Raw genomic sequence first — 20,398 nt, 5'->3', positions numbered from 1 at the left:
AGTCTGGCTTTATACGCTATACGCCCCCTGCTCCTTTGGTGGATGCTTCACTATTTTCAACCAATATGGCCGCTGCTGTTGTTTTGAGTATCGCCCATTGCTCATCATCGACATATATGCCTTCTTTCCATGCGCGCTGGTGGGTTTCAAACAGCTCATCTGTTGATATTTTACGATCGAAATTTTGAATATCGTTTTCAATATCAAAGTTTTGAGTCGCAATCTCGATAACCATATCGTTGGTATTATAATTGGCTTGTGCTTTATCAAAAAAGTATAAATCAGGATAGACAAATCCTTGATTCAACGTAAATAACGTTTGTTTGGGCACAGAGCCATTGTCCCATTTAGCCAAACAAGCAAAACCTTTACTTGCCAATCCTACCAGCTCACTATAAGCCAGCCAACGGTTATGGCAGTTCTGTAAATAAATGTGGAAATGCGTTAGATCACCCATTTTTTCAAGCGCATAGTCAATGATGGTCGGCAAGTGACAAGCCAAGCTATTACCATGCAACTCTAAGCGAATAGCACCTTCCTCTTGATGGATGATGTTAATTGGTGTATCAACCTCGTTCAAGATATACGGACTGGCGTTATTAAAGTGTCTGATACCATCCAAGCCCGCCATCTGTAGCTCAGCGACCATAGTGGCAATCACATCTGCTTCACCCACTTCTCGATGCATCCCAGTAAAGGCTTTATACACCATTGCTACGATTTCATTATGCGATACGATCATGAGTCAAACCTCCCTGCTCTGTCGACAAATCAGGTAATAGAGGAAACAGCCATTCATCACTATGCACTTCTGCAAATAAAGGGGCGCCTTGAAACAAGGTAATCCGCACCCAACGATCTGATCTCGGATCAAACTTGGTCGCACCAAACATCGATAACTTACACCGTAACAGATGCATGGGTAATGCGGTTTTATGCAAGACATTCATCTGAATATCACCCAATGATTTATGTCCCATTGTCCAAACGTGGCGTGCAATTGAGCGGTACTTTGGTTGATTTAAGATAAACTCGGATATCAGTTGTTGAGGGTTGGCTTGTTTAAGGGCAAAATATAACCTGTTTGCTTGCCGTGCAATATCTAGTGCTAGCTCCCGATCAGCGCCAGGCTCTTGCCCACGTACGCCCATGCGTGGTTCCTCTTTATCCACTGAACGATACCAGAACCAATAGCTGTTTTCAGGCTGACTAAAATCAATATCAATCGCCCACTGGTAATGCAGCTCTAATACATCGATTAAATCTTGAATCGCCTTTCCTTTCGGTAGCGACAAGGCTTCATCAGCATTTACCTTTTTTTGAGAGGCATCGACACGCTCAGGATACAGCTCCATTAAACAGGAGATAATGACTTCTTGACTCTCAAAACTTAGGTAATCGTGGGCTTGCAAGAACTCTGCCCATGTCGCGTAATTATTAATACTTATCATCAAATTGTTTTGTAATACTGTCAACTCTGTGACGACCGTTTCATTGAGTTTTATTTGCTGCTCATTGATGGTGACGATTTCGCTAAAATGCTGAATAGCACGTTTGATTAAACTGGCAAAATACGCCGTTTCTTTGGGCTCAATCTGGCAAACCAATGTCGCTTGCAGTGCTTCCTCACGGGTGGTCAGCCATTGGTCAACGATACAGGGATGATTGATTAAGTAGGGCGCCATACCTAGACCCGTGGCATTACCAATTCCCAAATAACGCTTAATCTCTGGATGCAGCTTGACTGCGTTGCTGCCACCTTTTTGCTGTGCCAAATAATCAACCCAATCTAAACTAAACTCGCGCAGCAGATAGACAGCACACATCTGCGCCCGAAACGATTGGTCAAAGTCCTCACTATGCTCCAACGGTTTAAAATCATAAATACCGAATTTACCGTTGCCATAGACAGCAGTGGTACGCAAGATATAACCGACTTGCGATAGCACAGCCAAGTCCGGTTGCTTACCAACAGCGAGCGAGCTGACAATATGATCAAAAACCCTGACGCTCTTATTTGCTCGTGCCAGCACCATCACCATATTAGAATTGCGACCTGCTTCTTGTAGCGGCACATTAGCTTGTAGATTATCTAATAGCTCTTTACTTATCTCGCCGAACACCAGACCAAAGGTGACATCCCATTTTTGGGCAATCACCCTATCGTTACGTTCTTCATCAGCCAACTCATTGCAGAACACCACCAGATGATACAGGTGCTCTGGGGTATTTAGGCGATAGATAACTTTGCCATAGCCTTGTTCATCCAAATCCCACAAGTGCGTGCTGAGTGTCCATTTTTCTTTGTCAATTTTACGGAGTAATGTGCGCACAAAGCTAATACGGGTCTGATGCATTGCGCCTAATCTTTCTGCATTCATAATCACATCACGAGTACGAAAACCCGTAATAAGCGAAGGTTGTTTGACGTTAATGTTTTCGTTACTTGCATAAACCATATTCATAATTTCACTACCTTACTTAATATACTGAGCCAGCAGCTTCGTTAACAGGGCGTGTTTGATATTCGACCATGGCACTGACAGAGACTATTTGTGAATGTCAAACACACCCTAGTCTCAATGATAATATCTATCGGTAAATAAGAAGTCAGCGGTATAGATGAGGGCCAGTTTCTTATTTACCGTTCAGTGATTTAGTACTTCAATTAACTTTTTCAGCCAATTTTTCCTTAGCCTGTTTCTCTTCACTGATTTTATGCCTTACCTCTACTTTATTAGGACGATACAAGTCCTGCTCTCGTGCCATTTTCTGAGCAATCTGTGGCCCATTCCATAACGAAGGTAACAATACAAAAGAGACTGGCACTGCGGTGATAACGATAAAAGACTGCAACGCTGTCACACCGCCCGAACCTAGAGAGATTAAAACAATGGCCGTTACACCCATCATGATGCCCCAAAAGGTACGAATCATGGCGTTTGGTTCGCGTTCGCCACTGATGACGACACTGATGGTATAGGTCATCGAATCGCCCGTCGTAACGATGAAGACGGTGGTCAGAATCAGAAACAATATCGAGGTAATTAAAGGAAAGGGTAATTGCTGCGTGACAGCTAATAATGCACCGGGTAAGTTGAAGCCTTCAAAGGCGCTACTGACACTTCCTGGATTGGCAATCTCAAACGCTAAGCCAGAGCCCCCGACGACGGTGAACCAAAAGCAGGTGACAAGCGGTGCAATAATACAGACGGTGGTAATCAGTTGGCGGATAGTACGACCGCGTGAAATACGAGCGATAAATATCGCCATCATCGGACCATAGCCTAAAAACCAACCCCAGAAGAACACCGTCCACCAGCTCAGCCAACCTTCATCACCACGAAAGGTTGCCATTGGAACGAAGTTGTCAATCATCGTACCCACACCCTGAATGTAGCCGTTGACAATAAAATTGGTCGGTCCAAATATTAAAATAAAGACCATCAGCACAAAAGCCAAAATGACGTTAAAGCGGCTGAGTAGCTGCATACCACGAGTTAGACCACTGATCGCAGACAACGTATAGAGTACGATGGCAAAGACAATGATGATTAGCTGAGTCGTAAACGTATCGGGAATACCGAACAATTCATTCAGCGCATAGCTGGTTTGCAACCCCAAGAAACCAATGGGACCGATAGTACCGGCAGCCACTGCCACGATACAGCAAGCATCGATGATTGCACCCGTTTGGCCAGTGAGTACACGCTCACCAAACATAGGATATAAGAGAGTACGAGGCTTCAACGGTAAGCCTTTGTCATAATGCAGATGCATAATCACAATCGCGGTTAAACTACCTACAATCGCCCACGCCAAAAACCCCCAATGCATAAATGATTGAGACAATGCGTTGAAAGCGCGTTGCTGTAGATCGGCTGACTCACCGTATAAAGGAGGTGCTGACACGAAATGCGCGATGGGTTCAGCGGCAGCCCAAAAAACCCCGCCCCCAGCCAATAGTGTGCAGAAAAGAATAGCCATCCATTTGAAACTGTCTATCTCAGGCACGGGTAAGTTACCCAATATCACGCGACCTGTACGGCCAGCACCGACGGCCAATGCAATAACAAAGGTCGCTAATAGCAAAATCTGCCAAAAAGGTCCAAATATCTTGACGGACCACGCGAAGCCCACTTCGACTATTTTTGCTAAGCGTGCTTCTGCAAAAATAGCCATCAAAACAAAGGCTACAATGAATCCGCCACTGTACCAAAACGCGGGGTTTTTGAGACCTAACGTATCGGTAGAAATAGCGGCGGCTTTGGTGTCATTTGCTCCTTGATTAACAGGCGCTGAGCGTCCTTGCTCATCTTGATTAAATCCCTTTAAATCGGCCATGATGTGGCTCCATATACTAATGCTAACGTTGCGTTTTAGATCAGAGTGGTAGCAATGAGGGTATAATCAGACGACCTCACTATACATACGATCTAATTCAAAATTACCTACTTCAAATGGCTATGCGCTATAAAACGTCTGTCGCTTTATAGCAATGTCGATCGCCCATTTACTACACTTAGTTTTCAAAATAGTTGGTTAAGCCAAAGGTTTTAAGCCTTGCTCTAAAAAACCAAACCAGTTTTGACCGATGACTTTTCCAGCATCACTTTCATTAAAACCATGTTTTAGCAGACCGTTATAGATGTTTTCCATACCGTCTTTGCCAGCGAACCATGGCAAGGTATCTGGCCAACCTGAATTATTGGCATCGCCTTCACCATAATCCATCGCTTTTGACCAGCGACCATTACGCATCCACTCAAGCACTGCTTGTGGCTGATTGAGACATAGATCACTACCAATCGCTAGATGCTCTACGCCATATTTATCAGCGCAATTAGCAATCATGGTGCAGAAGTCATTAAGCGTACATGCACTACCATTTGGCAAATGAAACGGGTATAAACTAAACCCTAATAACCCGCCTGCTTGAGTCAAGGCACTGATGACCGTATCCGATTTATTACGCAGCGCCTCATGAGCCGTCGTTGGATTGGCATGGCTGATACATATCGGACGCGATGATAGTTCTATCGCTTCTAATGTTGAACGTTCAGCGCTGTGTGACATATCGATAATCATACCGACACGATTCATCTCAGCGATGGCTTGCTGACCAAATCGGGTGATGCCACTGTCATTCTGCTCATAACAACCCGTCGCCAGTAAGCTCTGGTTGTTGTAAGTCAGCTGCATAATCAATAGGCCTAAACGACGCATCACGCTAATCAAACCAATTTCATCGTCGATTGGTGAGCAGTTTTGCGCGCCAAAAAAGATACCAACTTTGCCTTGCTCTTTTGCCGTTTTAATATCAGCCACTGAGTACACAGGCAAGATAAGATCTGAGTTTTGCTCAAAGCGTGCATGCCATTCAGCAAAGCGGGTCGTGGTTTGGCGAGCGTCTTCGTGATAGACCAAGGTGGCATGTACCGCATTGATACCACTGGCTTGAAGCATCTTAAAATAGTCACGATCCCAATGGCTATACTGTAATCCGTCAATGACGATATGATCTTGGTACATATCAATTCCTTTTAATACTTTTATAAGTGACCGCTATCATTTGCTATTAAGTGCTTTTTTACACTGTGTCGCTTCGATAGCGGCTAGCATGCTTGTCAAAAAGGTGTCTAATACGCTTTTTGATAAGCGGTCTTGACGATGGTATAAAACTCTTTGGCATATTGACCTTGCTCACGCGGGCCAAAGCTTGACTGTTTACGACCACCAAACGGCACGTGATAATCAGTACCTGCAGTTGCTAGATTGACCATGACACAGCCAGCTTGTACTTGCTCCTTGAACATCGCACTGCTGCGTAAGCTTTGGGTGATGATACCGCCCGTCAGACCAAAACGTGTGTCATTAGTCATCGCAATCGCTTCTTCTAGATTTTTGACACGTAAGACACACGCCAGCGGTGCAAACACTTCTTCTTGATTGATATCCCAGCTGTTATCCGTCTCGGTAAATAACGTCGGCGACATATAGTAGCCGTCATGTGGCATCTCTAACCGCTCACCGCCAAATGCTAAATTGGCACCAGCCTGCTTGGCTTTTTCGATCCAGTCCATATTGGATGCCAGCTGCTTATCATCAACCACAGGACCCATAAAGATACCGTCTTCAAGCGCATGGCCAACCTTTAAGGTTTTCATTTTGGCAATCACACCATCCATAAACGCATCGTGGATACCGTCCATCACGATGAGACGTGAAGAAGCCGTACATTTCTGCCCTGAACCGCCGAACGCACCAGCGACCGCTGCATCAATAGCAACTTGCAAATCGGCATCATCAGCGATGACCAAGGCGTTTTTGCTGCCCATCTCAAGCTGACAACGAATAAAGTTTGGTGCAGTAGCAGCCGCAACTTTGCGACCCGTTGGGACAGAACCCGTAAAGCTCACCGCATCGATATCTGTAGAATTGATGAGCGCATCACCGACTGACGAACCACCACCCAATAGCAAGTTAAACGTACCTTCTGGCAGGCCTTGACGGTGGATAATTTCAGCCAATGCCACTGCGCTGGCAGGTGTTAAATTGGCAGGCTTCCAAATGACGCTGTTACCAAACGCTAGCGCTGGGGCGATTTTCCACACAGCGGTGGCCGTTGGGAAGTTCCAAGGTGAGATAATCGCGACCACACCGACTGCTTCGCGGGTGACTTCGACCTTGACACCTGGACGCACTGAATCAGCCGTATCACCCATTTGACGCAATACTTCCGCCGCATAGTAATGAAAGAACTGACCTGCACGATAAATCTCACCGCGACCCTCTGCGAATGGCTTACCTTCTTCAAGAGACAACAGCGTACCTAACTCATCACAGCGAGCAATCATCTCATCGCCGATCGCTTGTAGGATAGACTGCTTCTTTTCTAAAGGAGTCGCCTCCCATTTTGGCTGGGCTTGACGCGCTGCTGCGATGGCATCTTTGACTTGATCGCTACTCGCTTGTGCGAACTCACCGATAGTTTCAGTGATATCAGATGGATTAATATTGGCAAGTGTGTCCACGCCTGCCTGCCATTCACCATTGATGTAAAGTGATTTGGTTGGGTCTTGCTGCAATATCTTTTGAGTCGTTTGGGCTGACATAAGAGTTTCCTTGATAACGTATTAACTATTTGATTTATTGACTAGAGTACATTCAAAATTTAGGGCACAGCGGCATATACGACCAGCTCAACCAGCATCTCCTCTCGTGCCAGTCCTGCTATCACCAGTGCCGCACGATTAGGATATGGTGCTTCAAAGTATTCGGCATACACTTGATTGACCGTTTTTAGATATGCTCGATCGGTTACGTAGATGAGTACCTGTAGTACCGAATCCATGCCAACATTGGCACATTCTAGTGTGTGCTTGAGGTTGTCTAGCGTTTGGCGTGTTTGCGCTTCAATACCACCTGCAACCACGTCACCATTTTCATCGATAGGAATTTGAGCGGTGTATAAGGTTCCATTATTAGTGATGGCCCACTCCAAAGGCGCTTTAGACGCATAAAGCGAGGTTTTGATGGCCTGTTTGTTTGAGTGAATCGTCATATTGTCATATCCTTTGATGAATGGTTGCAGCAGATCTGAGATTTATTTAACCACTGCTAATGTCTATATGACTTATCCTACTCAATTAAGAACGATAAATCTAACTAATTAAATTTGCATTTTGATAGATTTAATCTATCATTTAAGATAAATTATGGAAGAATAGTCTTGGATGGTCTGAATATGAAGCTACAGCAATTGCGTCATTTTTTATTCGTCGTAGAGGAAGGAGGGTTTCGTGCGGCGGCAGATCGCGCCAACCGTTCGCAAGCTGCTTTGTCAGCCTCGATAAAAGAATTAGAAAAAACCTTGGGACAGCGTTTGTTTGAAACAGGAAACAAAGCGATACTGACGCCTTTCGGTGAAACCTGCTTACCAAAAATTGAGCAATTCCTAACCCTTTATCAAGCGCTAGAAGATGACTTAAAAGCATCCGCATCTGGTGATAAAGGTAAAATCAAGATTGCAAGCGTGCCGTCGCTAGTGACCAAATTATTGCCTAGCGTGTTAGTCGAATACTCAAAGAAATATCCTGATATAGAGATTGTACTGATAGATGATAATTCTGTTGGTGTGGCCAATCGATTGTTGGCCGGTGAGATAGATTTGGCATTGGGCAATTGCACCAGTATTGATCAAACGAATATAGATTTCACCCTACTCATATCAGACCCGATTGGAGTAGTCTGCCTTAAAAGCAATGAGCTGAACAACGAGTTAAGTCAGGCACAAGGGCTAACATGGCAGCAGCTTATGTCGCAGCCATTTATTTATAACGGTACTTGTAGATTACTGGAAAATACACCTGCGGCAGGGCTAAACCGCAGAGCTCGATATACGGTAGAAAATATCACCTCGCTATTTTCTTTATTGCGTAATGATCTTGGTATCACTACCCTGCCCAAGCTTGCTTTCCCTGCTAATGAACCCGATTTGGTTTGGATAGATTTAGTTGATCCATCCTTGAACCGACAGATCGGAATTTTTAAACTCGCTAATAAATCCATCTCTCCGCCCGCTCAAGCTTTTTATGATCTCTGTGTTGCGTATGTTCAAGAGAACTACTGGCTGTAAAGTAATAAGGCTTACTCTAAATAAGAGAGCCTAAAATTAAGGTGTTTTGTATTAGATACGACCGAAAGTCTGACGCCAATCATCACAACGAGCCTCATCTCTTGCATCATAAATACTCATAGCAGATTCTAGATCTAAATCGAACATATCTTCTTTGTTTTCTGCAAGTGCCGTCAGCCGCATTGAATACCAAGCCGTCACACCGCCCGGAGGATTGGTAGCGAATCTTGGGAATGTTGCATCACCACCTTCCATACTTAACCAGTCATTGGCAAGACTGGGGTTTAATGCCATCGCACGGCCTACGCTTACCATATCGACTGCACCATTCGCAATAGCGTCCACGGCTTGCTGGCGCGTCTTAAAACCGCCCGTTGCCATAATAGGAATACTAGTTATCTGCTTGGCACGCTGAGCAAACTCAATAAAGTAAGGGCCATTACCAGAGCTGCTGTCTGAGCTTGCAGACGCTCCTGGAAAATAAGTACCACCGCTAATATCAATCAGATCGATAGAAGTCTGATCGATGATACCAATCATCTCCATAGCATCTGCCTCTGTTAGGCCGCCTTCTAATTGATCGGTTGAGTTTATCTTAATACCAATGGGGAATGCATCGCCCACTGCCTCTCTAACGGCTTCTATCACCTCATGCACGACACGGAATCTTCCTTCTACAGAGCCGCCGTATCCATCAGTGCGTCGATTGAACAACGGAGATAAAAACTGACTTAGCAGAAAACCGTGCCCTGCATGTATTTGAACGCCACTGAACCCTGCTTCTTTGGCAATAAGCGCAGCATTTGCATACATAATGGGTAATGCTTTGATGTCTGCTATGCTCATCCCTTCGCATTGTAATTCTGCCAGATCTAATGCAGAAGGGCCTTTGGGTTTACTAATAGGCAAATATGACAATGCACCAGCGTGTCCAAGCTGCGGCCAAAGATGTGCACCATTGATAGATCCGCGACGTACCAAATCCTGTAATGCCTCAATATCTGAATTTGGGTTTAATACTAAATTACCAGGCTTTTCAGGATAATGAGGCGTACCTTGTACTTCGCCAATCAATGACAATGCAACGCCGCCTTGCGCCCAGCGCTCATAAAGACGTGACTGAGCATCCGTTGCATTACCACACCCATCACCTAGCGAGTCTGACATTGCTGCCTTTGCCATTCGATTTTTGAGCACTACCCCGCAGGGCAGTTCAAGCGGCTTACCTAATGTTTCTGCTAGGTTGGTTGGCTTAATTTTGGTTGTTGTTTGTTTCATTGGGACGCTCCATCGTTATATCGAAATATCTCGATATTATCTTTTAAAAATCCATCTTAGATTGAGAAGACAGTGTATCAAAGCTTTAGTAGTTCTTTCTCAACCTCGTTGAGAAAAGCTTTAATATTAGCCTCATCGCGTTGATAAAACGTCCATTGCCCATGACGTTCAGCAATGACCAGTCCTGACTTTTTTAACACCCCCATGTAATTCGAGATGGTTGATTGCGACAATCCTGCTTTTTCTTGGATATATGCCACACACACACCATCCAAATCCGCGTGCTCTGGTAATGAGGCTGGAAAGTTTGACCTGTCTTTTAACCATTCAAGGATTTGACGGCGCATGGGGTTATTAAGAGCGGAGATTACGTTTTCTATATTCATATAACATGATATCTCGATATACTATCAAGAGTCAACGATTTCTTAAGAGCAACTTTGATCGACAGCTTAATCAATCATAGTATCCGATTGAACGATTCTTTAACCCAGCTACCTTAACGTCTTCTTAACAGGCCCCTTGTTATGGTGAGGAACATATTCCCTATAACGCTGTTGAGAAGCCAGATTATGTCAACACCTCAATTAATTAGCACTAATGACACTAAAACTTATACTAAAAATAGCGATATAAGCAGAATAAGCAAAGTGTCTAATCGCGAGATTAATCTCCATTATTTGATTATAATCGTTGCGCTCTACTTAGTCGCCACGGCGAATATTGGCTTTTTTGAGCAAGTGCTGAATATTTATCCTTTTCGAACGCATATTGCTTTTATAACATCCCTCGCAGGTCTGTTATTCGGACTCATGTGGCTACTATTTCAGTTGCTATGCTATCGTCCAATTGCAAAGATATTTCTGATTGCGATGGTATTGATAGCTGCAATATGCGGGTACTTTACGGATGCTTACGGTACGATATTTGACACCAATATGCTGATCAATAGTATGGAGACGGACCAAGCCGAAGTAGCAGGACTGATGGCACCAAGCTTTTTTATTCGTCTTATTTTATTGGGCATCATACCCGCTTTTATTATTGCCAAAACGCCTATAAAACGCAGCCCTTTACGTCGTGCTGTCTTACAACGCATTATGACTTTGATACTGTCACTTGCGTTTATAGGCGCATGCCTTTTGCCCTTGGGCGATCAATATGCCATTTTTTTTCGTCAACACAAAATAATCCGTAGTTACGCCAACCCCATCACTCCTGTCTATTCTGTTATCAAACTGGGCACTGATTACGTTGATGAACTACGTCGGCCTGACACGTTGATACTGCATGCGACGGATGCCAAGCGCCTAGCACCTGTCACTGCGACGGGCACTAATGCTGCAAAACCTAAGCTGATGGTCTTTGTCGTCGGTGAAACCGCCCGTGCCGATCATATTAGTCTCAATGGTTATCAGCGCGATACCATGCCATTACTTGCTAGCCAGCCAGACATTTATAGTTTCAAAAAAGCCACCTCTTGCGGGACATCTACCGCTTACTCAGTACCTTGTATGTTTAGTTATGCTAATAGAGAAAACTATGATTCTAAGAATGCAAACTATAATGAAAACGTACTGGACACGCTACATAAACAAGGTATCAACGTCATTTGGCGAGACAACAACTCTAGCTCTAAAGGTGTGGCCAATCGCGTCACGTTTGAAGACTATAAAACGGCTGAGACTAACCCTAATTGCGATGTTGAATGCCGGGATATTGGTATGCTCGATGGTTTTGACAAACTTGTTAAGTCAAGCGAAACACCTAAAGATACGCTTATTTTACTGCATCAAATGGGCAATCATGGTCCTGCTTATTACCAGCGTTACCCTAGCGAGTTTGAAGAGTTTAACCCTGTCTGCATGACCAATGAGCTAGCCAAGTGCGATGACCAATCTGTTATCAATGGTTACGATAATGCCATTCGTTATACCGATTACTTCTTAGATAACGTTATTGATACGCTAAAAAATTATGAGCAAGACTATGATGTGGTGATGGTATATATCAGTGATCATGGAGAGAGCTTAGGAGAAAACAATATTTATTTGCATGGCCTACCCTATAGTATTGCACCCGATACCCAAAAGCAGGTACCAGTCATCATCTGGTCGCCTACTAGTAACAGCATTGATAACCATAGTCTTGCTCGTATAACTGATCAGCCCGTGTCACATGATTTCATTACGCCCACTTTACTCAGTTTCTTCGGTATCATAACCGATGAAGTGGCAGCAGAACCCACCTTTTTTAAGCTGGCCAGTTAGCGTTTTAATCCATTCACGACTGGCATTTATGCACGAGACATCTATGTACAAAATACTTATTATTGAAGATAATCCTGATATTGTGGCCAATATTTATGCTTTTTTTGAGCCAAAAGGCTTTGAGTTGGATAATGCTCATAACGGTATCAGCGGCTTAACGCTTGCTGCTAATAATCGTTATGACGTGATTCTATTAGATGTAATGCTACCGGGCATGGACGGTACAAAACTGTGTAAAAAGCTAAGAGATGAGCTACATAATAAAACCCCTGTACTTATGTTGACGGCGCGCGATACTATTTCAGATAAAGTCGCAGGATTCGATAGTGGTGCTGATGATTATCTGGTTAAGCCCTTTTCTTTAGTAGAACTAGAGTCACGCATCAAAGCCCTTATACGTCGACATCAAGATGACCACTTCCGGCATAGTATAGAAGTCGGCAAGCTGTCGTTAAACACAGAAGAGCACACTATTACACGTGAAGGAAAGTCGCTAAAACTCACGCCAACAGGCTTTAAAATACTAAATGTGCTCATGAGCACTTCTCCTCGAGTCGTCAGTAAAAACGAGCTAGAAGAAAAGGTATGGGGTGAGGACATTCCTAGTAGCGATGCCCTGCGCACACATATGCATGGTGTACGTGCACAAGTCGATAAACCTTTTGTACAAGCCATGATAGTCACGATACCTGGTGTGGGTTACCAAATCATTGATCCAGATAAAGTATAAAATTCGCTGCTAGCTTTAACAACCTGTCCTTGTGATAAAGAATGTTTAGCTATTTCTATGGCCGCTTCTTTCTTTTTCTTTTTGCCTTTCATTACGAAGTAAATACCATGTTTAGTATCGACTCCATCGTTAATAAGTTTCGAATCTCTTACTTCTTATTTGCCTTATTGCTTTGCGCAACTTTCGTCAGTATTTTTCTGTACGCGGAAAGCAGAATAGAACAGGAGTTGGTCAAGGCTCGTCTATTACAGCAGCTTGATCTTAGTCAAGAGAAGTACGGCGATCAGCCTATTTATACTGCCGACCCAGGTATTAAAATTTACCGCTACGATGTTGCACCTGCCAATCTACAAGCATTAGCGAATGAAAAAGTGCAAGAAATGTCAGTCACTATCAACGATGAGTCTGGCAAAACTCACGCCAACCTTCATTTTTTTATCGATCAGCAGGGTGAGCAAGCTTATATCTTGACCTACGTAGAAGGGGTTGAGATGGTGATGAGGCACTATCCGGTTTTAGAAATCTTCGAAAGCTTAGAAGATATTTTTGCCAATGCCTTAAGAGCGGCTGTCATTTTGAGTTTATTAATCGCAGCGATATTCTCTCAGCTGTCTTCTAGGCAAATCACCAAACCACTATTAGACTTAAAAAAAGCCGTAGAAACCGATCATCAAAACCTATCCCAACTGACACATATGCCTTCAGAAGTTGGCGTCTTGGCTCGCGCTATCGATGATAAAAACCATAAACTAGAGCAATATCTAAAGCGTGAGCAGTTGTTTACAGGCGATGTCAGCCATGAGCTGCGCACCCCTTTGACTATTATCATGGGGGCATCAGAGGTGCTGGCCTCACAATTAGAACATGACAGTCACTTAAGTGAATTTACCAACCGCATTAGCAATACCGCTAAAGAAACTTCTGAGATTATCAGTGCCTTATTATTACTCTCTCGTGCGCCTGAAAAACTAGACACACCGCAAACCTCCATCAATGATATTGCCTCAAATGAAGTGGCCCGCTTAAGATATTTGCTACGCAATAAGGCAGTGACTTGCACCGTAATGGCTGAACAAGAATATTTCGCGTACGTACGACCCGAGCTACTAAAAATGGCATTGGGCAATCTAATAAAAAATGCGTTCCAATACACTGACGATGGTGAGGTAGTCATTACGATTGATGCCGAAAAAATCACAGTCACGGATACAGGGCTTGGTATTCCTGAAGTAATGATGCCTTTGCTATATGAAAGATTTGAGCGCCTAGAGCAACAGAACAATGACCAACAACTGGATACCACGTTATTGTCGAAAGGTCAGTCTAGCTACCAAGTTGAAGGCAGCGGTTTGGGGCTTAGCATCGTGCAACGCATCATGACCCATATGGACTGGCAACTAACGCACCAAGCCAATCAGGCTGGCGGTAGCACCTTTAGTATTTATTATACATAGCATTCTCTATCGTCAATCCTCTATAAAAGAGTTACCGCGTTAACCTCGCTTGAAGTATTACAGTTACATCTACACTCAACAATTGCATAAGTACATCGCATAAATATAAAAAAGCAAAAGTCTCTCATCTTAACGTTTTCTTAACAGTGCCCCGCTTATACTGATACTCAAGTGCTAACCAGTGACCTCCTACACTGGGATCATTAAAACAATAATTATAGGAATGATTGCACTTACTCTATATTTTCAGAGATAAGAAAGGCGAGTGAGTGAAAGCACTACGTACTCCTTGCCATACACTCAAAATATCCCTAACGATTGAGCCATCAATATGAGCATCAATACAAGAAATGTCAAAATCAGTTCTATCGACCATCAACAGATAGATTCCTATTCTAAAAATAAGAGCACCCCTAATACTCTTGTGATGACTGGCAGCTTTGCAAGTAATGCCAAGGGTAAAAAAGGTCTAAACCGACTCCTAAACGCAACAGGATATTCTATAGATGGTTTCCGTGCTGCTTATAAGTTCGAAGCCGCATTCAGACAAGTTCTCTGGCTCAATCTATTGCTGATCATATTCATCATATTTATGCCTTTTGCTATCAGCATCAAAATGATGCTGGTATTCGCCTCTTTCCTATCCTTAATCGTTGAGCTTATCAACACTGGTATCGAAGCGAGTGTCGACCATACTTCTACTGAGCAACATCCATTAGCCAAAATAGCCAAAGACGTCGGTTCGGCTGCTCAGTTTCTAGCATTACTGTTATTGTTTGTTTTATGGCTAATGGCATTATCGACTTTTTTATCTTAAACAGTATTTGGTGAGCAGTATCACTACCATAATGTATGTATAGTTTATTCAGTTTAAAAGAGAGACAAGGCAACCGAGTGTAGATGTATATGTGATACTTCAAGCGAGGTTAACGCGGTAACTCTTTTATAGAGAATTGACTATAGGACTAGTTGAGGTTTTAAATGATTCTAGAGGATAATTCAACGGATTGGGTTTGGCTTAAACTCTTGTGCTTAACGATTATTACAGCTTTAACTTTTGAGCATAGCCAATTTGATATTCGTATTAGTGAGCTATTTTATAGCCATGGGCAATGGCTCATCCAAAAGGATGCACAGCCCTATGCTTTCATCTTTTATGATGGACCTAAAGCGTCATTGATTCTCCTAGCACTCTATTTGATTACCGTATTAATCTTGAAATACAGACAATATCCAAACAGCATTTCTAAAACCAATAGCAGTAAGCTTCGTAAATTCATTATCCCTTTATCCATGCGTGAGATAAGTTATCTCCTGACGATTCTTATCGTAGTCCCTACCTCTATCGCGCTATTAAAAGGGGTAACACATGTGAGTTGCCCTAACCATTTAACGCTCTTTGGTGGGAGTTTGCCGTATCTAAATATTTGGCAAAACATAGTCGCCGACACGCCAGCCAAATGCTTTCCAGCCGCACATGCGAGCGCAGGATTTTCTTTATATGGTTTGGTATTTTTACCCACTCTAAAAAAATATCGTTATAGAATATTTGAGAGTGTGACGGTCTTAGGCTGGACGATGGGGCTGTATAAAATGCTGTTTGGTGACCATTTCTTTAGTCATACATTGGTCTCGATGCTGCTATCACTAACCATTGCTTGTGCGCTCGCCACCTTTGTCTTTAAAGACTCGATAACGAAAAAGGCCAAAAGCGTCAATAGTAATAAAAGACAAGCCGACAATAGCCTGCCTGATATTGAAACATCTAATACTTAAAATGAGCTTGTGGGTATAAATGGAACTGATGATGATATATTTACCAAAATAGCACTACTAACCATTTGAAAAATAATGTATAAATAATAAACAATAACCACCTTATCGTTAAGCAGAACTATGGATAGTGCTCGTTGATAAACGCTTTATATATCAATAGCTCGCAAAGGAATGTAGCTATGCGCCTCTTTTTTATTGATCAAAAACCCCTGCATCTCTACTCCTTGTCAATTATCCCATTACTGCTTGTCAGCACTATAGATGACAGTCATGCCGCCAGTTATGCTATCAATCCTGCCAGCACTCATATACGGTTTGCCATTGAACGCTTCAAAACCTCTGCTACTACTGGTGGCTTCTATGATATCAAAGGTCAATTGCAATATGACCCGATTCTAAGAACAGGTGACATCTCATTAGTTATACCGATAGACTCACTCAATACAGGCAACCCATCTTTTAATAACAACCTAACGGGGCCTGATTTTTTTGATGCAAAAAAGTTCCCCTCAGCGCGATTTAAGTCGACGAAATGGTATTTTGATCAAAATAAGAGAAGCCCACAGGTAACAAGAGTAGATGGCAAGCTGACGCTACATGGTGAGACACACCCTATTAGCCTAACAGCCACGAAGTTTGATTGTTATCTAAGCCCTAGCCTCAAAAAAGATGTTTGCGGTGGCGATTTCACTGCGACGATTGATCGAACAAAATGGAATATAAACAAATTTGGCTGGTTTGGATTGACTAAAAACCTTAACTTAAACATTAAAGTTGAAGCCGCTAGGCTGTAGCAGTCAGTTTTAATTTTACGACATTGCGTTTTTAAAATATGAACTTTTATCACTTTGCTTTATTTTGGTAGACACTATCGGTGACTTGCGGACATCTTATGAAAAGGGACTAAGAATGATTGATCAGCATTATAAGGACATTACGAAGCCACTTTCTACAGTCATGCCAGCATGGTCGTTTTCTTCAGCAATAACGCTAATGCTAACACTAGGGCTCAGCTCAATCTCTACGGTGGCGATGGCAGACACTGTCAGTTTCCCAAGAGAGACTCTGCCTGCTAGAACTAGTCTGCCGAATGTTAGTCCACTTAATAGTGATTTTGCCAATCGCGGGGCTTATGTGGCACGTACGGCAGATTGTATGGCTTGCCACCGTGAAGACTATAGCGGCGGCGTACCGATAGAGACGCCTATTGGCAATATTTATTCAACCAATATTACGCCTTCTACGCAGTATGGTATCGGCAACTATACCGAATCTGATTTTAAAAATGCCCTGCGAAAAGGTCGTGCGCCAAAGCATCAAATCTATCCCGCCATGCCCTATCCGTCCTATCACGGCATGTCTGACGCTGACATTAGCGCTTTATTCGCTTATTTCCAGACAGTGCCTATCATTGATAAACCTCCTGAAAAGACTACTCATCTGCCATTTCCATTAAACATCCGCAGCTTAATGCTGGCATGGAATGTCATCAATGTACCCTCTACCGAAAATCGCTCAGGATTGACTCCCGTACAGCAACGCGGTGAATATTTGGTAAATAATCTAGAGCATTGCGGCACTTGTCATACGCCGCGCAATCTTACCCAAGGTCTCGATAAAGACCGCTATCTATCTGGAGCACCGCTCGGTAAGTGGTTTGCCCCTAACATCACACCTGACAACGATACGGGTATTGGGCGCTGGTCTGAACGTGACATCGTTACTTATTTGCGTACTGGAAAGCTTGATAAGCAAGCTTATGCCGGTGGCCCCATGGCCGAAGCGGTAGCACATAGTACACGCTATCTCACTGATGAAGACTTGAGTGCGATGGCTAACTATCTAAAAGTCGTCCCAGCAATCAAGACGGATGATTACCTAATACCAGTCAATGTCGCTCGACTCCCTAGCCCAAAAAGCACTTCTATCACCTATGATTTACTCGAGCAAAAGGATTACTTGGCAAAGGCAAAAGCCGACCAGTCTCATGTCACTACTCATCAAAGCAGTAATCAAAGCAGTCATCAAATCAGTAGTCAAATCAACAGTCAAAATAGAGGCATGGAAAATAGCGATTCACCAAAATCTTTATATCTGACTCATTGCGCCAGCTGTCACGGTGTCGATGGTTACGCTCAACCTGATGCCCGCTATGCCGCTATCGTCGGTCTCAGTAGCATCCGCCGCGCTAAACCTGATGCACTTATCGGCGTGATTGCATTTGGGGCAAAAGGTGCATTCAATACTGCACCCAAGATGCCAGGCTTTGAGAAAGACTTAAGCCACGCGCAGATTGCTAGTATTGCCAATTATGTGCGAATCAACTTTGGCGGTCTATCCAGTAGTGATGTAAGTGCCGACAAGGTTAAGCGAGTGATAAAAGAGAAAGGCTAACCCCAAAAATAAATCGGACTGTTTGCCTCTTATATAGTTGATTCAGTTTGAAAGAGAGTCAAGGCAACCGAGTGTAGATGTATATGCAATACTTCAAGCGAGGTTAACGCTGCCACTCTTTTATAGAGGATTGACTATACTAATATAGAGATTGAGCACCACAAGGATAATTAAATGAAAGATTTGCTGCATTCCCCTACACGGAGACAACTGCTCTCGATGATTGGTAAAACGGCTGGCGCGACGGCCATGTATCAGGCAATGACCACATTGGGCTTTGCCTCAGAGTCTAGCTTTCAAAAAGAAATAGATCTAAAAGGCGCCCCTGCTGGCGCCAGCATCGTAATCCTTGGTGCGGGCTTAGGTGGACTGACTGCGGCTTATGAGTTACGTAAAGCAGGCTATAAAGTCACCGTCCTTGAGTACCAGAATCGCGGCGGCGGACGCAGTTGGACGCTAAACAGTGGGGATAAATACACGGAATTAGGAGGCGAAGAAGTTACCTGTGACTTCGAAAAAGGCAACTACTTTAATGGTGGGCCATGGCGACTGCCCGTGCATCACTATGCGGTCTTTCATTATTGCAAAAAGTTCAATGTGGTATTACAGCCCTTTATTCAAACTAATGATCGTGCTTATCTGCATCGTACCAACCATTTCAATGGTGCGCCGCAGCGCTTAGGTGACGTGCAAAGCGATATTCGTGGCTATGTATCAGAGCTATTATCCAAAGCCGTCAATAAAGGCAGCTTGGATGATACGGTGACTAAAGAAGACAAAGAAAAACTGTTAGAAGGTCTCAAAGGTTGGGGCGTGCTCAATACTGATTACCGCTATGTCAAAAGCCATGAAACGGGGAAACATCGTGGTTATAGCGTCTATCCAGGTGGTGGGCTGATGCCCGATGCCAAACCCTCTACGCCCATTCCAATGGATAAGCTGCTCAGTTCAGGCATGTGGTCTGATCTCTATAACAACTATACGGTTCACGTGCATCAACCCGCCATGTTCCAACCTGTTGGTGGTATGGGGAAGATCGGTGATGCTTTCACTCGTGAATGCCGAGATATGATTCAGTTCAATGCTAAGGTGACTAAGATTCATCAAGATGAAACAGGGGTCACGGTTGACTATGTCGATGCCAATAACTCTAAAGGCAGCAACTCTGAAAGCAGCAACTTAACAAGTGGTGTTAAAAGTATTCGTGCTGATTGGTGTATTTGTAATATTCCCCTGTCAGTATTGACCCAAATTGACATCAATGTCTCAGAGCCAATGAAGCAAGCCATGGCTGCCGTTCCTTATGACTCCTCCTACAAAGTAGGTCTTGAGTTTAAGCGTCGGTTTTGGGAAGAAGATGAATGGATATACGGCGGCATCACTTATACCGATCTGCCCATTACCCAAATCTCCTACCCTTCACAAGACTTATTCACCTCAGGTTCAGGCGTGTTACTAGGTGCTTATGGCTTTGGAGAGGCATCTTATAAATTCAATGCGTTAACGCCAAAAGAACGTATCAGTGCGGCTCTCGCCTATGGCAAACAGATTCATCCGCAATACACCAAAGAGTTCCGTGCAGGTACATCAGTCGCTTGGCATCGTATTCCTTGGTCACTCGGCTGCTATGGTATTTGGAGTGAGTCGAGCCGTCAGCAATATTACGAGTCGCTTTGCAGTATTGACCACCGTATTGTATTAACGGGTGAGCATTGCTCTCATATCCCTGCTTGGCAAGAAGGCGCAATCCTATCAGGGCTAGACGCAGCCAAGCGCTTACATCAAAAGGCCAAGAAACTTGGATAGCATGTCTTTAAATCATAAGTCTTTGGTTAACAAGTCTGGCGTTGAAGCAAGA

Annotated in this window: 17 protein-coding genes; 9 read left to right on the top strand and 8 right to left on the bottom strand. The window is 43.6% G+C overall.

All coding sequences use genetic code 11. From position 1 onward, the window contains the following. Positions 1–16: 16 nt before the first annotated feature. The 6 genes from IPZ60_RS03110 to IPZ60_RS03085 form a co-directional block, all read right to left on the bottom strand. Positions 17–742 (bottom strand): DUF3726 domain-containing protein, encoded by a 726-nt coding sequence (locus tag IPZ60_RS03110; protein ID WP_194196414.1) that lies wholly within the window; start codon positions 740–742, stop codon positions 17–19. Further along, on the bottom strand, positions 726–2,465 hold the full coding sequence (locus IPZ60_RS03105; protein WP_265087428.1) for a hypothetical protein: 1,740 nt from the start codon (positions 2,463–2,465) through the stop codon (positions 726–728). The genes IPZ60_RS03110 and IPZ60_RS03105 overlap by 17 nt, the downstream gene beginning before the upstream one ends. A gap of 199 nt (positions 2,466–2,664) precedes the next feature. Next, the gene (locus IPZ60_RS03100; protein ID WP_194196413.1) at positions 2,665–4,344 is read right to left on the bottom strand and encodes a BCCT family transporter; all 1,680 of its coding nucleotides are present in this window, start codon (positions 4,342–4,344) and stop codon (positions 2,665–2,667) included. A gap of 198 nt (positions 4,345–4,542) precedes the next feature. Then, positions 4,543–5,532 carry a membrane dipeptidase gene (locus tag IPZ60_RS03095; protein ID WP_194196412.1) on the bottom strand — a complete coding sequence of 330 codons (990 nt, stop codon included), beginning with the start codon at positions 5,530–5,532 and terminating at the stop codon, positions 4,543–4,545. 107 nt (positions 5,533–5,639) lie between these two features. Beyond that, positions 5,640–7,115 carry an aldehyde dehydrogenase family protein gene (locus tag IPZ60_RS03090; RefSeq protein ID WP_194196411.1) on the bottom strand — a complete coding sequence of 492 codons (1,476 nt, stop codon included), beginning with the start codon at positions 7,113–7,115 and terminating at the stop codon, positions 5,640–5,642. A gap of 59 nt (positions 7,116–7,174) precedes the next feature. Next, entirely contained in the window at positions 7,175–7,564 is a 390-nt protein-coding gene (locus IPZ60_RS03085) for a RidA family protein (protein ID WP_194196410.1), read from the bottom strand. A 183-nt stretch (positions 7,565–7,747) separates the two neighbouring features. Between IPZ60_RS03085 and IPZ60_RS03080 the strand changes: the two genes are divergently transcribed. Then, a complete protein-coding gene (locus IPZ60_RS03080) occupies positions 7,748–8,638 on the top strand; it encodes a LysR family transcriptional regulator (RefSeq protein ID WP_265087427.1) in 891 nt (296 codons plus the stop codon). A gap of 51 nt (positions 8,639–8,689) precedes the next feature. Here the strand turns inward: IPZ60_RS03080 and IPZ60_RS03075 are convergent, their stop codons facing one another. Further along, positions 8,690–9,916 carry an NADH:flavin oxidoreductase/NADH oxidase family protein gene (locus IPZ60_RS03075; protein ID WP_194196409.1) on the bottom strand — a complete coding sequence of 409 codons (1,227 nt, stop codon included), beginning with the start codon at positions 9,914–9,916 and terminating at the stop codon, positions 8,690–8,692. A 77-nt stretch (positions 9,917–9,993) separates the two neighbouring features. Continuing rightward, positions 9,994–10,302 carry a helix-turn-helix transcriptional regulator gene (locus IPZ60_RS03070; RefSeq protein ID WP_194196408.1) on the bottom strand — a complete coding sequence of 103 codons (309 nt, stop codon included), beginning with the start codon at positions 10,300–10,302 and terminating at the stop codon, positions 9,994–9,996. Positions 10,303–10,566: 264 nt separating this feature from the next. Here IPZ60_RS03070 and IPZ60_RS03065 point away from each other — a divergent pair, with 264 nt between their 5' ends. The 8 genes from IPZ60_RS03065 (at position 10,567) to IPZ60_RS03030 (ending at position 20,346) form a co-directional block, all read left to right on the top strand. Further along, complete coding sequence (locus IPZ60_RS03065; RefSeq protein WP_320108708.1) at positions 10,567–12,186, top strand: phosphoethanolamine--lipid A transferase; 1,620 nt, start codon at positions 10,567–10,569, stop codon at positions 12,184–12,186. Positions 12,187–12,229: 43 nt separating this feature from the next. Beyond that, the gene (locus IPZ60_RS03060; RefSeq protein WP_194196406.1) at positions 12,230–12,916 is read left to right on the top strand and encodes a response regulator transcription factor; all 687 of its coding nucleotides are present in this window, start codon (positions 12,230–12,232) and stop codon (positions 12,914–12,916) included. A gap of 107 nt (positions 12,917–13,023) precedes the next feature. After that, the gene (locus IPZ60_RS03055) at positions 13,024–14,370 is read left to right on the top strand and encodes a HAMP domain-containing sensor histidine kinase (RefSeq protein WP_194196405.1); all 1,347 of its coding nucleotides are present in this window, start codon (positions 13,024–13,026) and stop codon (positions 14,368–14,370) included. A gap of 427 nt (positions 14,371–14,797) precedes the next feature. Next, on the top strand, positions 14,798–15,187 hold the full coding sequence (locus IPZ60_RS03050) for a diacylglycerol kinase (RefSeq protein WP_227669230.1): 390 nt from the start codon (positions 14,798–14,800) through the stop codon (positions 15,185–15,187). A gap of 164 nt (positions 15,188–15,351) precedes the next feature. Beyond that, complete coding sequence (locus IPZ60_RS03045; protein WP_194196403.1) at positions 15,352–16,146, top strand: PAP2 family lipid A phosphatase; 795 nt, start codon at positions 15,352–15,354, stop codon at positions 16,144–16,146. A 179-nt stretch (positions 16,147–16,325) separates the two neighbouring features. Further along, entirely contained in the window at positions 16,326–16,940 is a 615-nt protein-coding gene (locus IPZ60_RS03040; RefSeq protein ID WP_194196402.1) for a YceI family protein, read from the top strand. 163 nt (positions 16,941–17,103) lie between these two features. Next, the gene (locus tag IPZ60_RS03035; RefSeq protein ID WP_227669229.1) at positions 17,104–18,540 is read left to right on the top strand and encodes a cytochrome c; all 1,437 of its coding nucleotides are present in this window, start codon (positions 17,104–17,106) and stop codon (positions 18,538–18,540) included. Positions 18,541–18,714: 174 nt separating this feature from the next. Next, the gene (locus tag IPZ60_RS03030; RefSeq protein WP_194196400.1) at positions 18,715–20,346 is read left to right on the top strand and encodes a flavin monoamine oxidase family protein; all 1,632 of its coding nucleotides are present in this window, start codon (positions 18,715–18,717) and stop codon (positions 20,344–20,346) included. Positions 20,347–20,398: the final 52 nt, after the last annotated feature.

The organism is Psychrobacter sp. NG25, assembly GCF_015234355.1.
GTDB lineage: Bacteria > Pseudomonadota > Gammaproteobacteria > Pseudomonadales > Moraxellaceae > Psychrobacter.
This window is presented reverse-complemented; position numbering and strand designations above follow the sequence as displayed.

Bases quoted from the DNA above. Each gene is read 5' to 3' on its own strand.
- IPZ60_RS03070 (WP_194196408.1), bottom strand. From the start codon at position 10,302: ATGAATATAGAAAACGTAATCTCCGCTCTTAATAACCCCATGCGCCGT.
- IPZ60_RS03090 (WP_194196411.1), bottom strand. From the start codon at position 7,115: ATGTCAGCCCAAACGACTCAAAAGATATTGCAGCAAGACCCAACCAAA.
- IPZ60_RS03055 (WP_194196405.1), top strand. From the start codon at position 13,024: ATGTTTAGTATCGACTCCATCGTTAATAAGTTTCGAATCTCTTACTTC.
- IPZ60_RS03045 (WP_194196403.1), top strand. From the start codon at position 15,352: ATGATTCTAGAGGATAATTCAACGGATTGGGTTTGGCTTAAACTCTTG.
- IPZ60_RS03060 (WP_194196406.1), top strand. From the start codon at position 12,230: ATGTACAAAATACTTATTATTGAAGATAATCCTGATATTGTGGCCAAT.
- IPZ60_RS03075 (WP_194196409.1), bottom strand. From the start codon at position 9,916: ATGAAACAAACAACAACCAAAATTAAGCCAACCAACCTAGCAGAAACA.
- IPZ60_RS03080 (WP_265087427.1), top strand. From the start codon at position 7,748: ATGAAGCTACAGCAATTGCGTCATTTTTTATTCGTCGTAGAGGAAGGA.
- IPZ60_RS03085 (WP_194196410.1), bottom strand. From the start codon at position 7,564: ATGACGATTCACTCAAACAAACAGGCCATCAAAACCTCGCTTTATGCG.
- IPZ60_RS03035 (WP_227669229.1), top strand. From the start codon at position 17,104: ATGCCAGCATGGTCGTTTTCTTCAGCAATAACGCTAATGCTAACACTA.
- IPZ60_RS03095 (WP_194196412.1), bottom strand. From the start codon at position 5,532: ATGTACCAAGATCATATCGTCATTGACGGATTACAGTATAGCCATTGG.
- IPZ60_RS03040 (WP_194196402.1), top strand. From the start codon at position 16,326: ATGCGCCTCTTTTTTATTGATCAAAAACCCCTGCATCTCTACTCCTTG.
- IPZ60_RS03105 (WP_265087428.1), bottom strand. From the start codon at position 2,465: ATGAATATGGTTTATGCAAGTAACGAAAACATTAACGTCAAACAACCT.
- IPZ60_RS03110 (WP_194196414.1), bottom strand. From the start codon at position 742: ATGATCGTATCGCATAATGAAATCGTAGCAATGGTGTATAAAGCCTTT.
- IPZ60_RS03100 (WP_194196413.1), bottom strand. From the start codon at position 4,344: ATGGCCGATTTAAAGGGATTTAATCAAGATGAGCAAGGACGCTCAGCG.
- IPZ60_RS03050 (WP_227669230.1), top strand. From the start codon at position 14,798: ATGACTGGCAGCTTTGCAAGTAATGCCAAGGGTAAAAAAGGTCTAAAC.
- IPZ60_RS03030 (WP_194196400.1), top strand. From the start codon at position 18,715: ATGAAAGATTTGCTGCATTCCCCTACACGGAGACAACTGCTCTCGATG.